Raw genomic sequence first — 14,246 nt, 5'->3', positions numbered from 1 at the left:
TACCACAAAAGGGTCGATAGATAAAATTAATGTAGAATTTTTCTTATTTCTTAAAACGCTTGGTATCTTCAGGTGTTATGGCCTTAATTAAGACCATAAAAATAGTATAGATAAGGATTAATATTACTATGACAAGCAGATCCACCCATAAAACAGATATTATTTTCTTACTGTGAGATGATATGTATGGTTCGATAAAGTAAATTAGCAGACTGGCCAGAAGGGGTTTAAGGAAACACTGCTTTATATTTAGACTATACCCAATATTATGCCCGATCACAATAAAATTAAGTAATGCTGAAAGCATATATCCAAGTCCAATGCTAAAGGCGGCTCCATGGATACCCAGAGCTGTCTGTCTGGTTAGGAGTAAAATGCCACTGATTTTTAGTATTGAGCCGAGGGTAAGATTTAAGAGGGACAATTGTGGTTTTCCAAGACCATTTAGCATTCCATGTGATACCTGTAAAAAATAAATAAAGGTTGCACTAAAGGCCATATGAGACAAGATTACACCAGCAGCTGGATAACCAAAAAGTAGTTGGCATATTTCACTGCCTTTGCATAGAAAAATAACAGTTACCGGAAATCCCAGGTAAGTGGTAATCCGGATAACATCCTGATAGTTTCCTTTTATTTTATGGTAATTTTTACAGGCTCTGGCAGCAGATATATTTGGAATTAAACTTGTTGTCAGGGCAATGGTAATTACAGTTGGCAAAAATATTAGCTGTTCAACCATACCACTTAATTGACCGTATAGTGAGGTTGCTTCCTGTATAGAGAAACCGGCCAGTTGAAGTTGGCGTGGTATTAAAACGGCTTCACCACTCATCATAAGTGAGTTAACTAAACGACCGATTGTAATAGGTATTGCCAGGGCAGCTATAGTTTTAAGATCAAAGAAAAAATTATGTTTAAATTTTTTTTGTATTTTCTTTATTTTATCACTGTGGCTAAGTTTCTGGTAATCACTTAAAAATAGGTGGTAAATAAATATAATTAGTAGGATAAGAAGGCCGGCAAATTCACCAGCCGAAATTCCTACAGCCATACTGGCAGCCTGGTATTTCAATCCAAGTGAAGCGGCTGTACTTACTAAACTAAGTGTTATGATTAGGCGTGTAAACTGTTCAGTAATTTGCGAAAAGGCAGTTGGTAGCATACTATGTATACCGTGGAAAAAATTCCGGAAACAGGCTGCTAAAGGGCTTATTAAGAGGGCTGGTATCAGGCTTAATAAAATAATCCCTGTTCTGCTGTCACGATAGATATGTTGGGCTATATACCCTGAAGAAAAGTATAATATGAGTGAGAACAAGATACTCATCAGACAGACAAAGACTAGACTGACTTTTAGTAGATTATAACCCCCTTGTTTATCATTATGAGTCATTCTTTCGGGTATTAGTTTTGAGATAGCTACCGGAAAACCGGCGGTAGTAAGTAGTAATAGGGTCATGAAAAGGGGATAAACCATCTGGAAAAGCCCCAGACCTTCGTCACCTATCTGTCGTACAAGAATAAGTCGAAGAACAAAGCCGATTACCCGGTTTATTAGACCAGCTATCATTAAAATCAGAGCGCCCTGTAAAAAAGACTGTTTTTTCATATTATTGCTCCCTTAACTTACAGAGTTTAACATTACATATATATGAAATAGAAAAAGATAAATGTTAGTTTTATATTTGCTTTAATCAAAAAAACCCAGCATTGTTTAACAATGCCGGGTTGATAGTTTTTTTATTTCTAGAACCAGGAATTTACAGGTTTGCCGTCTTCATATTCTACCCAGACAGATTTGCTGTCTTCATCTTGAGGAACGATAATAATGTCGCCGCCGTCAAAGATAGTATTTTCATCTGTAAGGTAGTTAGCACGTAAGATGGATCTAATTGAGACACCGTGATTAAAGGCGATTTCATGGAGATATTCTCCACCTGCTTTTACCTGATAGATTTTATGATTGACAAATAGTGCAGAACTAATAGGCATTTGTAATCTCTGGCCAGTGTAAACCTGTTCATTTTCTTTCATATTATTTATTGACCTGATACCTTCTTCAGGGATTCTAAAAAAGTTAGCGATCTCTGTAAGGGTTTCATTATTTTTGACACGGTAGTGGTTGTTAAGATTTTTGCTGTTCTGGTTAAGGTAGCTGAATTTGCTTGATTTTCTCAAGGGGATGATTAATAGATCACCGGCAGTAATGTTATTAATGTCATCAATATTATTATAGTTGATCAGGTTTGAAGTAGTAAGGCCAAAATAACTGGCTATCTTTTGAATTTGATCACCACTTTTTATTCTATAAAAGGTATAAGGTGATCTATTATTATTTTGATTGTCACTATCTTCCTGTTCAGGTGTAGTATTTACTACAGGCACTATTAATCTACGCCCGATATAAAGGTCGTAGGCATCTTTGATATTATTTAATTCAACCAATCTTTGAACGGTGGTACTATATTTTTGGGCAATATTCCAGAGGATGTCTCCCTGTTTGATCGTATAATATGAGTAATTATAGTCTGTATTGTTTTCAGCTGGTTTTTCCTGTTTGCCAGGTATTATTAGACTCTGTCCAATATAGATATAATAAGGTGAGCTAATATTATTAGCCCTGATAAGTTCATTAACAGAAACATTATACCTTTGAGCAATTTTATAAAGCAGATCACCCTGTTTTACGATATAATAAATATCATTAGAATTGTTTTCAGTAGATCCTATTTTCAGGGTCTGGCCGATATAAATGTTTGTGTTTTTAAGATTGTTATTATTGATTATAGTTTCTATAGTAGTGCCAAATTTCTGTGAGATAGTCCAGAGGGTATCCCCTGTTTTAACAGTATAATTTTGGGCTGCAATAGCCATAGTAAATAGAGAAATAGTTAAAACTAGAACCATAGATGATATTATAATTATTCTCTTCATTTTGTTTTCTCCTTTCGATTTTATATAAATACAAGACAACTGACCTACATTTGAAAGTATAACATATGTTATGTCAAGTAACAAAAGCAAATTTATCCTTTTTTATTTGAAAAATGATATTAGCAGGAAAATTCTAAAAACAGGCAGGATTTTTACTATTTTTTGCGAATAGTATACATATAATTATTCAATTAGAATTCTGAGAGGGGCTAGTTTATGGGGACTATAGTAAAATTAGGGGTATATGAATTAAAAGCGGGGATGAGGGTAGCAAAATATATTGAAAATGATTTTGGTGCAGTACTGGTTTCTCCTGGTATGATACTTGATGAAAATATAATAGCTAAATTACAGGTTATGGGAATTAAGCAGGTTGCTGTCATAGATGAGTCCGAGGAACAGGTTGAGGAAAACATTAATAGTTTTGCTGTTAAATATCAAGAAAATATTAATGAACTAAAGGAGACGTTTGATTCTATTAAACATGGCAATAAATTGGAATTTGAACAGCTCAGGGAGATAGTTAATATAAGTTCCCAGATAGATACCAATAGAGATATTATTAATATGTTATCCCAGGTGAGAAGTGTTGACGAATATACTTATACTCACTCGGTAAATGTAGGATTACTGGCCATGATTTTTGGCCGCTGGATTGATTTGGGCAAAAAGGAAATCAAGGGTTTACTTTATGCTGGGTTATTACACGATATTGGGAAATCCAAGGTACCTGATAAGATTCTTAATAAAAAAGGCCAGTTAAGTAATGAAGAGTTTGAGGAAATAAAAAAACATGTTATCTATGGCTATGAACTGGTTCAGGACTGTAGTTTGTTGAGTAATAAAATAGCCAAGGCTGTTTTATTACACCATGAACGCAATGACGGTTCAGGATATCCACTGGGTCTTTCCAGGGAGAAGATACCCTTTATGGCAAAGATACTGGCAATTGTCGATACATTTGATGCCATTACGTCTGATCGTGTTTATCGACAACACCAGCCACCATTTGCTGTATTTAAGATATTTGAGAGGGATTTTCAGGGGTTTGATTACCTGTTAACAAAAATATTTATGAGTAATATTTCCCAGTACTATATGGGAGAAATCATTAAATTGTCAGATGGGCGTTCAGCTGAAATAGTGTATATAAATCCTAACCACTGGTCGAAACCGATTGTTAAGATTGATAAACATTATATTGATCTTAGTAAGGAAACAGATCTAGAGATAGCTGATGTAATGATGGGTAGTGTATGAATATCTTTAAGGTTAGGCTGATTTTTCACTTTGTACTGTTTTTCTTTTAATAACAAATTCCATATTCATTGATTTAATGTTTGCACCATTTTTGCAAAAGAGGGCGTACATAGTGTTAAAGTCAAGAATAAAAGGAATATTAAAACAGTTCTCTCCTTTCTTTTCCTGAATAACAATTAGACCAATTCTTTTATTCCCCTCACTGTATTTTTTATTTAAGGGTTTAATGACGATATTATCAATATGTGTTATAAAATTAGCTATTTCGATACCACCCTGTTTTACCCTTACTCCCACCCTTATTCCTTTATATTCAAAAAATAGTTTATTAAAGATATCTTCAAAAGTGCTGAGTTTATCCATGATTTTTCCTCCTTTGTCCGAACAACCCCATTATTACCGCTAATCTATTTTTTTATACCTAAAATATTTAAAAGCCACCTGATGAAGGAGGCTTTTAAAGCGATGTTAAAATAGACCAGGTATATTGGGTAAATCTACTGTGCCGACAATTTCTTTTTTCTTCTTTGCTTCCAGTTCTCTGGCTGCAGTTAGTCCCCTGTTGGTGGCTTCAATTAAGGATTTAATTAATTTTTCTTGATCAAAGATTTCTATTTTTTTCAAGTCAAATTCATAATCTATAACTTGACCAGAACCACTGACAATTACTGTGATTATTTTATCGTCATCACTGCCATTTACCTTGGTTTTCTTTAATTCCTCTTGTAGTTGATTCATTCTCTGCTTTATTACAGCAATCTGTCCCATGATATCGTCCATATTGTTCATTTTTTTACCCCTCCTTTAGGCCATTATATGCATTGTATAGTAAAATAATGTTAAAAGATTTTTAAATTATAATTTTTTTTGAATTACACAGGATAAATTGTGATATTTAGAGAATAAAAATAAGTGAAAAAAAGATAATAGGAGTGATGATATTGTATTTTATAGATACTCATGCACATTTAGATTTCTCGAATTATGACCATGACCGGGATGAAGTTATTAAAAGAGCCCATGATGAGGGTGTATCACATATTATTAATATTGGAGCTGACCTGGAGTCGAGTCAGCGCTCTGTAGAACTGGCTGACAGAGCCAGCTCTATTTATGCTGCTGTAGGTATTCATCCACATGAGGCAGCAGGGGTAGATAGGCAAAGTATTGAGCAATTAAAAAAACTGGCTACACATAAGAAAGTTCTTGCTATTGGTGAGATCGGCCTGGATTATCATTATGATAATTCACCGCGGGAAACCCAGCAGGAGGTGTTTAGAAAACAGCTAAAATTGGCTCATAAACTCTCTTTGCCGGTGGTTATCCACAATAGAGAGGCAGATAGGGATTGCCTTTCTATATTAAAGGATGAAGGTGTTGATCAACTAGGTGGTATCATGCATTGTTTTAACAGCAGTCTTGATTTCGCCTGGCAGATACTGGATTTAAATCTTTATATTGCTTTTGGGGGGTTATTACTTTTAAAAATGCAGGAGATTTACGAGATGTTGTTAAAAGCCTGCCTGTAGATAAGATTGTGATAGAAACAGATTCCCCTTATCTTACCCCCCATCCCTGCCGTGGTAAACGTAATGAACCGGCTTATGTAAAACTGGTCCTGGAGAAGATTGCAGAGATTAAAGATATACCAGCAGCAGAGCTGGCCAGAATTACAAGTGATAATGCTAAAAAAGCCTATAGGTTCTAAAGAGCGTCTGTAGTCAAGGAGGGATTAGTGATGGCAAATGAATTAGCTCGTTTTTTAATAATTTTAGGTATATTATTAGTGCTTATTGGTGGAGTGATTTTATATTTTGGTAATCTCTTCAGCTGGTTTGGTCGCCTGCCGGGGGATATCAGGATAAAAAGAGATGGATTTTCTTTTTATTTTCCAATAACTACAATGCTCTTGATTAGTTTAGTACTAAACCTTATTTTTAGATTAATCAAGTACTTTACAAAATAATTATAATCTCAACCATAAATGAAAATAACCCGGTATTTTTCCGGGTTATTTTTTTATTGTGAAACTATGCGATTTTGAAATTGTGGATAAATTAAGTTATATATGAATAATTTTAATTATGTAGCGACTCTAACTTTTTGTGGAGGCAGGACGCCGGAACAAAAAGTTGTGACAGAGAACGGAGGCACGGATGCCGGAGTGAACGACAAGCGGAAGAATTAAAATTATTCTCGATCAATTTAAGATGACGTAGTCACTTTGTTTTCTATAGTAAATTTAACATAACTTTTGAATATTTTAATTAACTATTAAATAGTATTTATATGAGGCAGTTATCTCAACTATATCTTCTGGGGTTGATTAGATGTATATTTTGGATATTAAAAACTGTAGGCGGTGCTTATTTTTTTTATTATTGTTCTTGGTATTGTTGTTTCAGATTAAAGTAGGTTTTCTATCTGAATATAAAAGAGATAGGGTTTTAGGACTCCAGTCCTCTCCTAAAGAAAAATTAAATATTGTTATCAATACATATAATCGGACACTAACCCTTTATAAAGATGGAAAAGTGTTTAAAAGATATCCAGTTTCTATCGGTAAACCAACTACCAAATCCCCAATCGGCGAATGGGCAATTATCGGCAAGAGTAAGGGCTGGGGGGGTGGCTTTGGTACCAGATGGTTAGGTCTAAATGTACCATGGGGTATATATGGGATACATGGAACTAATAAGCCAGGGTCTATTGGCAGAGCTGCCAGTCACGGTTGTATCAGGATGTATAATTATCATGTTGAAGAACTTTATGAACTGGTGCCGGTTAAAACAAGGGTTGAAATTATAGGTGAAAGACTTCCTGTAACAGTAAACAGAGTGTTAAGGCCTGGTCAAACAGGTTTATCTGTTATGCAGTTGCAGGATAATTTAAATGAACGAGGTTTTAATTCTGGTTACAGGGATGCACGTTATGGAGCTACTACAAAGGAGGCTGTTCTGGAATTAGAGGCACAATTTGAGCTAAAAAGGGATGGAATAGCAGACTGGAACGTTTTGTATATTCTTGATTTGCCTGCCAGGGAGTGATTAACTATGCGAAATAAATATGGTTTACTAATAATAATCTTGATTTTTTTATTAGCTGGCCTGGGTTTGAATATTCTAAATAAATTTTATACAGTAGGGTATATTTATGATCTTCTTTTTAAACGTGAATTTGCTGTTAACCCCAGAGTAGAAATTGATCCAGAAAAAAAGTATACTGTACGAATCTGGTATTATCCTATTTATCGTACCACTAAGATGGCGCAAGGAGAAAAGTCATATTTTCAGGAGATAGCCAGGGGAATTCAGGAGAAGTATCCTAATATTCAGCTAAAGATTAGGGAACTGAATTTTTTAGATGGCCATCAGGAACTACTTGAGTCCATAAAAAAAGGAGAGCCTCCTGATATCTATTGGAATATAAGTGGGGATAGCCTGTTAGACCAAGAGCTACAGTTACCTGTTGACCCCTATATTACTGAGCAGCAGGAAGGTTTTTTTACAGTAAACTGGGAAGAAATTAACAGGGATAATCACCTCTGGGCTTTACCATTTCTTATTCAGGAACAGTATTGGGTGATAAATGAGGACGATAATGTTTTTCAAGCTAGTAGTGGGTTTATAAAATCAATTAGTGCTCTAGATACGGCAAGACTTGCTTTAAATACTGCTGATGAAACGCTGTTACGCCAACTATTGACATTAAAAGGCTTAAAGGAGATATCTTTAGAAGGTGGGGATGTGGATGAGGATACATATAAAACCCTTAAAGAGGTATATGAAATAATGCATTCCATGAGGGAGAAGGGGGTTTTTGTTTCTTCAAGCAAAAATATCGATGATGATTTTCTAAAGAATTTCTTTAGTAAAAAACCTGTTCTTATAGGGCCTGTTAATCCATATCTCGCTTGTTTTTTGTCTGAAAATACTAATGGTCATAGAGTAATGTTAGATAACTTAATAAAGGAATATTCCTTAACCATTCTGAGGCAGAAAGACTACCAGGGACATGATCATAGTAAAGCAGTAATGTTGACAGCCTTGCATATGGTTACAAGTGGGACAGAGATGATTACAGAAATACTCCCTCTGAAGGCCGCCTATCAGAGAGATAGTGCTGAAAAAAGAGAATATGTCAAATTATTAGAGATTAGTCCAGAGGATAGGGAATACTGGAGAGGGGTTATTCTACCTGCCTGGCAGGATTTCTGGCAAAATGATTTATTACCTGTTGAGGTAATGGATAAAATTAAATGATATTTCCCCGGAAATAGTCGAATATAATTGCTTTTATAGAAGTAAAGAAGGGTTAATCATGAGTAGTCCTTTGATAGGTATAATACCTTCCAGGCAGAATAATTTTCAAGAATATAGACTTAATAAAGACTACCTGGCTGCTGTTGTTGCTGCTGGTGGTTTGCCGGTAATTTTGGGGATTGAAAATAGTGATAGTCTTATAAAAAAATATATTAACAGGATTGATGGGCTTTTATTAACAGGGGGATTAGACCTTGACCCCTTATTATATGGTGAATCCCCTGTTCCTGCTTTAAGAAGAAACGACCCTGAAAGGGATAATTTTGAACTGCAACTTTGTCGTAAGGCTTATAAAAACAGGCTTCCAATTTTGGGGATCTGTAAAGGCTGCCAGTTGATAAATGTAGCTTTTGGGGGTACTCTTTACCAGGATTTAATAACTCAAAGAGATAGGGTTATCAAACATGAGCAGTCAGCACCGCGTTGGTATCCTACCCACAGGATAAAAATTAATAAGGAGACAGCGCTTTATCAATTGATTTCCCTGGATGAGATTACTGTTAATAGCCTTCACCATCAGGCTGTCAAGGATATTGCTGATAATTTTGTCATAGCTGCCAGGGCTGAGGATGGAGTTGTTGAGGCTATTGAGACTAAAGGGGATGGTTTTATTTTAGGTGTACAATGGCATCCTGAGGCGATCTGGCAGCAGAGCAAGGCGGCAGCTGTCTTGTTTGATGGGTTTATTCAGGCCTGTTGTTATAGAAAAAGTGATGAAAATATTAAATTTGGAAGATAGGATAATAGACTTATTCGTAATAAAACCTGTCAGTTGAGGCAGGTTTTATTATTTTTTTGTAGAATATAAGCTAATAGTATTTTAATAGATTGTTTTTATATTTATTCAGTTAGAATAAATTATTTGAGGTGTATAAAATGGAGATGACTTTGGAAGCTGTCCTCGATAAAACAGTAAATGTTTTAGATGAGAGTAAAAAGGATATATTTGAGATAGCCGAATCATCAAGGAAGGAATATGAAAATATAGAAAATGATTTATTAATAATAAAAGGAGATCTTAAAGAGGTTATTGATAAGGTAGATAGACTAGAGAGAATTAATAGAAAAGCCAGGCTTAAATTAATGGAAGTGAGCCGGGACTTTCACCACTACACAGAGGGAGATATAAAAGCCGCTTATGAGAAGGCTGAAGAAACTTCGGTGGAGATAGCTGTTCTTAAAGAAAAAGAAGAGCAGTTAAAAATCAGGAGACAGGAACTGGAAAATAGGTTGATTAATCTAAAAAAAACCGTTAATAGGGCAGAAAGTCTTGTTTCACGAGTAAGCCTTGTGCGGGAGTTCCTAAAAGGGGAGCTTACTAATCTTAGTGAGCACTTTGATGAACTTAAACAAAAACATAACCTGGCTATAAAGGTTATCCAGGCTCAGGAAGATGAAAGGGGTAGGGTATCACGAGAGATACATGATGGTCCTGCCCAGTCTATTGCCAATTTAGTATTCAGAGTGGAATTAACCCAGAAACTAATGGATAAGGATTTAAGCAAAGCGAAAAAGGAATTAAAGGATTTAAAAAAATCAATCAGGTTGAGTATGCAGGAGGTAAGAAGGATAATTTATAATCTCAGGCCGATGTCCCTTGATGACCTGGGTTTGATACCAACCTTAAACAGGTATATTGATAGATATATTGATCAGACGGGAATAATAATAAACTTTAATGTTTCGGGGACAGAAAAAAGGCTGCCCAAGTCCTATGAAGTAACAATCTTTCGTTTGATACAGGAAGGTCTTAACAATATACATAAACATTCTAATGCTTCGTCAGGTAGGGTAAGATTAGATTATGCCAGTAATGAGATAAATCTACTGGTAAGTGATGATGGAGTTGGATTTGAGTCTGACGAAATAGAGGAAGAGAAATATGGCTTAATGAGTATGGAAGAGAGGTGTAAACTACTGGGAGGGAGTTTAAGTTTAGAGTCAGAAAAGAATCAGGGAACAACTATAAAAATAAATTTACCTATTAAAAAGGAGTGATATATCAGATGGAGAAGATTAAGGTTCTTATTGCTGATGACCATGATTTAGTCAGGGAAGGTATCTGTAGGTTATTGGAATTATATGATGATATTCAGGTGATTGGAGAGGCTGGTGATGGTCTGGAGACAATACGTAAGGTAAGGGAAGAGGAGCCTGATCTGGTTTTATTAGATTTAAATATGCCGAGAATGAATGGAATCACAACCTTAAAAAAGATTAAGGAGATTAGTCCCCAGGTTAAGATACTTATTCTAACAATTCATGATGGAGAAGAGTATATCTATGAAGTAATTAAGGCTGGGGCAGAGGGATTTATACAGAAAGATATTAAACCTGAGGAATTAAAGGATTCTATAGTAAAAGTAATTAAAGGTGAAAAGGTATTTCCTATCTCAGTGGAGAAACAGATAGCAGAAACAGTTGTTATTAAAAGGGATGTTCAGAAATTAAGTGCCCGTGAGCAGGAAGTACTGGGACTTCTTGCCCAGGGCATGAGTAATCGAGAAATAGCAGCAAACCTCTTTATTAGTGAAAAAACAGTCAAGAATCATGTTAGTAATATACTAAAAAAGATGTCTGTTAATGATCGTACACAGGCGGTAATTGTTGCTTTGAAACGCGGTATGGTTTGTCTATCTTAGATGTTTTTGAATTTTATTCCAGAATTCATCAGTACCATTACCCAGACGCCAGATAGCAATGCCTTGTAGATTATATTTGTTTACGAGTTGCAGCTTAAAAGCAGTAGCAGCACTGGATTCAAACCAAACTTCATGTTTGATATTATTACTATCCTGGTAATAGAAATATGGGCTTTGAGATTTATCATCCCAATTAATCTCAGCCCCATTTTCCCGGGCAATAATCTTAGCCTCTTTAGCACTTATGTCTTTACCTAGACTGGAGCTCCAGTCATAACCATAATTGGCTATACCAAGTAGGAGTTTTTCTGCAGGGATATATTCCAGGGTGTATTTTATATTTTCTTCTACCCAGTCTATTGGTGCTATAGGACCTGCTGGACCAGTAGACCAGTGTTTGTCATATGTCATAATAACCATTCTGTCAATATATGGTTCAAGTGCAGCATAATCATATGCACCCTGTAGTTCAAGAGAAACATCTATTTTAGGGAACACAGCTATTGTTATTTTTTTATCTCTTTCTCTTAATTTTTTAGATAATTCCTGAATAAAGCTGGTATAACCGTTTCTTGTCCACGGGGGTATAAATTCAAAGTCTATATTTACTCCGTCATAATTATATTTTTCTACAAGGTTTACAATATTGTCAACAGCTTTGGTTCTGGTGGCAGGATCTACAAGGATCATATTATTTTGCTGATTATTATTAATCAGTGGTAATATTTCTGTTCCCTGTGTCCTGGCAAATGAATCTACTTCATACTGATGTCCGCCATATCGTTCTTCAATTCCTCCATCAGGGTTTATTGTATACCAGAAAGGGGCTATATAATCAAGTTGGTTGTGGTTTGTCTTTAGGGCGTCAAAGGAACTGGCATTAGGGCTTAACCAGTTAACATAATATCCGAGTACTTCACGTGATAGGTTTTTTCCTGCCCCCTCCAGGTCATCTAATAATGGTTTGTCATCAATTATCCCTCCATTATTTTCATCAATAGTGTTGTTTTTTTCTACAAAATTATTTATAATAAAGGAGATGAGAATAAGTAAAATTCCTTTAAGCCATGAGGGGTGCCCACTATCCCCATTATCAGCGTAAACTATATTGGATGATAAAACGAGTGGAAAGGGTAGAGAAATAAAGAATATCAGTAAAATGGCTAATAGTTTTTTATATTTATGGAAAAAATGCATAAAGATAGCTCCCTTTCTTAGATTATATTCAAATAACATATGTTACATAAACTATTATAATAAATTAAAGCAGTAAGTTTCAATGTACTATTACTGACAATTGAACCATAAAATGGCATATCAAACTCAAAAATTCAGTGTTTTTGGATTAAAGATATTTATATAGTAGATGTTTATAAAATACCTGAAAAGGTAAATTTATAAATTAAGGGAAGATGTAATAAACTTTCCTTAAAATAAAATACTAGGAGGGAAACAGATGGAGTTTTTTATTGACACAGCAAATCTAGACGAAATAAGGGAAATTAAGGAATGGGGTATTTTATCTGGAGTTACCACCAATCCCAGTTTAATCGCTAAAGAAGGCGATGTTGAATTTGAGGATGTTATTAAACAGATTACTGAGATGGTTCCAGGGCCCATAAGTGCTGAGGTTATCAGCTTAGAAGCAGAAGGTATGGTGAAAGAGGCTAGAGAGCTTGCCAAAATAGGTGATAATGTAGTAATTAAGATACCTATGACACCAGAGGGTTTAAGTGCTGTAAAAACATTGTCAGCTGAAGGAATAAAGACAAATGTTACCCTTGTTTTCTCTGCCAACCAGGCTTTGCTAGCAGCCAGGGCAGGGGCTACCTTTGTTAGTCCCTTTGTTGGTAGACTTGATGATATTGGTATGGATGGTATGCAGCTGGTAAAAGATATAGCTGACATCTTTAAAATCTTTAATATTGAAACTAAAATTATCTCTGCCAGTATCCGTCATCCTGAACATGTACTGGCAGCTGCTAAGGCAGGTTCTGATATTGCCACAGTACCATATGATGTCCTAAAGAAAATGGTTAAGCATCCCAAGACAGATGAGGGTATTGAAAGGTTCCTGGCTGATTGGGAGAGTAGGAACTAAATTTAGATAATATGTTAATGCTAAAAAGGCTACCTGTTTGAAAGGGTAGTCTTTTTTGATCTTCACGATATATTTATCTCCTGCATAAAATATTATTGTTCTATATTATCTCAAGAAGAGGAGTGGGAGATGTGGAGAAAGGCTGTTATAATGGTTGGGGTATTGATATTAGTGACCCTCTTAAAGGTAGGGTAAATAAGCCCAGAAATAAAGGCCTTACTATGGTTCTTGATAAAGGGGTTGGTCCTGGAGAATTGAGGGATATTCTTAAGATAGCTGGTGACTATATAGACATACTAAAGTTTACTTTTGGGACATCATTACTTTATCCGGATAAGGTGTTGTGTGATAAAATTAAAATAGCTCTGGAATATAATATTGATGTTTACCCTGGGGGTACGCTGTTTGAAGTTGCCCTTGATCAAAGTAAGATTAATGATTTCCTTTTCCGGGCAAAACAGTTAGGGTTTACAGCTGTTGAGATATCTAATGGTACAATAGATATTTCACCTAAACTCAGAAGAGAAACTATCTATAAGGCCAATTCACTTGGTTTTAAGGTGTTTACTGAGGTTGGTAAAAAAGATAAAGCTGATGCACTTACTGTTGAAGAGATGCAGTATCAGATCAAGGACGATATATCTGCTGGTGCATATAGAATTATTATTGAAGGCAGGGAATCTGGTAGAGGGGTATCAATCTATCATGAGGATGGAAGCATTGATATGGGAATGGTGGATGATATACTTGTAACAGTTGGTTCTAATAGAGATGTTTTACTCTGGGAAGCACCACTTAAAAAACAACAGCTTAGTTTGATTCGTAAATTAGGATCAAATGTAAACCTGGGTAATATAGCAGTAGATGAAGTTTTAGCCCTTGAAACATTAAGGCGTGGTCTCAGGGGTGATACCTTTAAATTTAGCTTGAAGGATAAAGGGATCGAAGATAATAGGATTAAGGGGGATAGGGTTGGGGCTTAAA

General features: G+C 35.4%; 14 protein-coding genes and 1 pseudogene. 10 read left to right on the top strand and 5 right to left on the bottom strand.

Annotation, left to right across the window (positions count from 1 at the left end; translation table 11 throughout):
* Nucleotides 1-43: 43 nt before the first annotated feature.
* Together D7D81_RS00890 and D7D81_RS00885 are read right to left on the bottom strand one after the other, a co-directional pair.
* Nucleotides 44-1,612, bottom strand: a complete 1,569-nt coding sequence (locus D7D81_RS00890) for a putative polysaccharide biosynthesis protein (protein WP_125986427.1) — start codon at nt 1,610-1,612, stop codon at nt 44-46.
* Nucleotides 1,613-1,749: 137 nt separating this feature from the next.
* Nucleotides 1,750-2,937: a LysM peptidoglycan-binding domain-containing protein gene (locus D7D81_RS00885; RefSeq protein WP_125986425.1), complete on the bottom strand. Its 1,188-nt coding sequence runs from the start codon at nt 2,935-2,937 to the stop codon at nt 1,750-1,752.
* A 216-nt stretch (nt 2,938-3,153) separates the two neighbouring features.
* On the opposite strand from D7D81_RS00885, the gene D7D81_RS00880 reads away from it, so the two are divergent.
* The gene (locus D7D81_RS00880; RefSeq protein WP_125986423.1) at nt 3,154-4,197 is read left to right on the top strand and encodes an HD-GYP domain-containing protein; all 1,044 of its coding nucleotides are present in this window, start codon (nt 3,154-3,156) and stop codon (nt 4,195-4,197) included.
* A 12-nt stretch (nt 4,198-4,209) separates the two neighbouring features.
* On the opposite strand, the gene D7D81_RS00875 is transcribed toward D7D81_RS00880, so the two are convergent.
* The gene (locus tag D7D81_RS00875) at nt 4,210-4,560 is read right to left on the bottom strand and encodes a hypothetical protein (protein ID WP_125986421.1); all 351 of its coding nucleotides are present in this window, start codon (nt 4,558-4,560) and stop codon (nt 4,210-4,212) included.
* Nucleotides 4,561-4,665: 105 nt separating this feature from the next.
* Complete coding sequence (locus tag D7D81_RS00870) at nt 4,666-4,986, bottom strand: YbaB/EbfC family nucleoid-associated protein (protein ID WP_125986419.1); 321 nt, start codon at nt 4,984-4,986, stop codon at nt 4,666-4,668.
* 146 nt (nt 4,987-5,132) lie between these two features.
* On the opposite strand from D7D81_RS00870, the pseudogene D7D81_RS00865 reads away from it, so the two are divergent.
* From D7D81_RS00865 to D7D81_RS00835, 7 genes and pseudogenes are all read left to right on the top strand, one after another.
* Nucleotides 5,133-5,905 (top strand): annotated as a pseudogene (locus tag D7D81_RS00865) (TatD family hydrolase).
* 30 nt (nt 5,906-5,935) lie between these two features.
* Nucleotides 5,936-6,163: a DUF2905 domain-containing protein gene (locus tag D7D81_RS00860; RefSeq protein ID WP_125986417.1), complete on the top strand. Its 228-nt coding sequence runs from the start codon at nt 5,936-5,938 to the stop codon at nt 6,161-6,163.
* A 430-nt stretch (nt 6,164-6,593) separates the two neighbouring features.
* On the top strand, nt 6,594-7,244 hold the full coding sequence (locus D7D81_RS00855) for a L,D-transpeptidase family protein (RefSeq protein ID WP_205739297.1): 651 nt from the start codon (nt 6,594-6,596) through the stop codon (nt 7,242-7,244).
* 6 nt (nt 7,245-7,250) lie between these two features.
* Nucleotides 7,251-8,459, top strand: a complete 1,209-nt coding sequence (locus D7D81_RS00850) for a hypothetical protein (protein ID WP_125986413.1) — start codon at nt 7,251-7,253, stop codon at nt 8,457-8,459.
* Between the two features lie 58 nt (nt 8,460-8,517).
* Nucleotides 8,518-9,258: a gamma-glutamyl-gamma-aminobutyrate hydrolase family protein gene (locus D7D81_RS00845; protein WP_125986411.1), complete on the top strand. Its 741-nt coding sequence runs from the start codon at nt 8,518-8,520 to the stop codon at nt 9,256-9,258.
* A gap of 137 nt (nt 9,259-9,395) precedes the next feature.
* Nucleotides 9,396-10,517, top strand: a complete 1,122-nt coding sequence (locus D7D81_RS00840) for a sensor histidine kinase (RefSeq protein WP_125986409.1) — start codon at nt 9,396-9,398, stop codon at nt 10,515-10,517.
* Between the two features lie 8 nt (nt 10,518-10,525).
* Nucleotides 10,526-11,161, top strand: coding sequence for a response regulator (locus D7D81_RS00835; protein WP_125986407.1), 636 nt, complete (start codon nt 10,526-10,528; stop codon nt 11,159-11,161).
* Here D7D81_RS00835 and D7D81_RS00830 read toward each other — a convergent pair.
* Nucleotides 11,153-12,358, bottom strand: coding sequence for a glycosyl hydrolase family 18 protein (locus tag D7D81_RS00830; protein WP_164522062.1), 1,206 nt, complete (start codon nt 12,356-12,358; stop codon nt 11,153-11,155). The genes D7D81_RS00835 and D7D81_RS00830 overlap by 9 nt on opposite strands.
* Before the next feature lie 259 nt (nt 12,359-12,617).
* Between D7D81_RS00830 and fsa the strand changes: the two genes are divergently transcribed.
* Together fsa and comA are read left to right on the top strand one after the other, a co-directional pair.
* On the top strand, nt 12,618-13,262 hold the full coding sequence (gene fsa, locus D7D81_RS00825; RefSeq protein ID WP_125986403.1) for a fructose-6-phosphate aldolase: 645 nt from the start codon (nt 12,618-12,620) through the stop codon (nt 13,260-13,262).
* Nucleotides 13,263-13,393: 131 nt separating this feature from the next.
* A complete protein-coding gene (gene comA, locus D7D81_RS00820) occupies nt 13,394-14,245 on the top strand; it encodes a phosphosulfolactate synthase (RefSeq protein ID WP_125986401.1) in 852 nt (283 codons plus the stop codon).
* Nucleotide 14,246: the final 1 nt, after the last annotated feature.

Source organism: Halocella sp. SP3-1 (genome assembly GCF_003953885.1).
Taxonomy (GTDB): domain Bacteria; phylum Bacillota; class Halanaerobiia; order Halanaerobiales; family DTU029; genus Iocasia; species Iocasia fonsfrigidae.
Note: the sequence above shows the minus strand (reverse complement) of the source record. Positions and strands in the feature narration are given on the sequence as shown.

Bases quoted from the DNA above. Each gene is read 5' to 3' on its own strand.
- D7D81_RS00890 (WP_125986427.1), bottom strand. From the start codon at position 1,612: ATGAAAAAACAGTCTTTTTTACAGGGCGCTCTGATTTTAATGATAGCT.
- D7D81_RS00830 (WP_164522062.1), bottom strand. From the start codon at position 12,358: ATGCATTTTTTCCATAAATATAAAAAACTATTAGCCATTTTACTGATA.
- D7D81_RS00870 (WP_125986419.1), bottom strand. From the start codon at position 4,986: ATGAACAATATGGACGATATCATGGGACAGATTGCTGTAATAAAGCAG.
- D7D81_RS00880 (WP_125986423.1), top strand. From the start codon at position 3,154: ATGGGGACTATAGTAAAATTAGGGGTATATGAATTAAAAGCGGGGATG.
- D7D81_RS00885 (WP_125986425.1), bottom strand. From the start codon at position 2,937: ATGAAGAGAATAATTATAATATCATCTATGGTTCTAGTTTTAACTATT.
- D7D81_RS00835 (WP_125986407.1), top strand. From the start codon at position 10,526: ATGGAGAAGATTAAGGTTCTTATTGCTGATGACCATGATTTAGTCAGG.
- D7D81_RS00860 (WP_125986417.1), top strand. From the start codon at position 5,936: ATGGCAAATGAATTAGCTCGTTTTTTAATAATTTTAGGTATATTATTA.
- D7D81_RS00850 (WP_125986413.1), top strand. From the start codon at position 7,251: ATGCGAAATAAATATGGTTTACTAATAATAATCTTGATTTTTTTATTA.
- D7D81_RS00840 (WP_125986409.1), top strand. From the start codon at position 9,396: ATGGAGATGACTTTGGAAGCTGTCCTCGATAAAACAGTAAATGTTTTA.
- fsa (WP_125986403.1), top strand. From the start codon at position 12,618: ATGGAGTTTTTTATTGACACAGCAAATCTAGACGAAATAAGGGAAATT.
- D7D81_RS00845 (WP_125986411.1), top strand. From the start codon at position 8,518: ATGAGTAGTCCTTTGATAGGTATAATACCTTCCAGGCAGAATAATTTT.
- D7D81_RS00875 (WP_125986421.1), bottom strand. From the start codon at position 4,560: ATGGATAAACTCAGCACTTTTGAAGATATCTTTAATAAACTATTTTTT.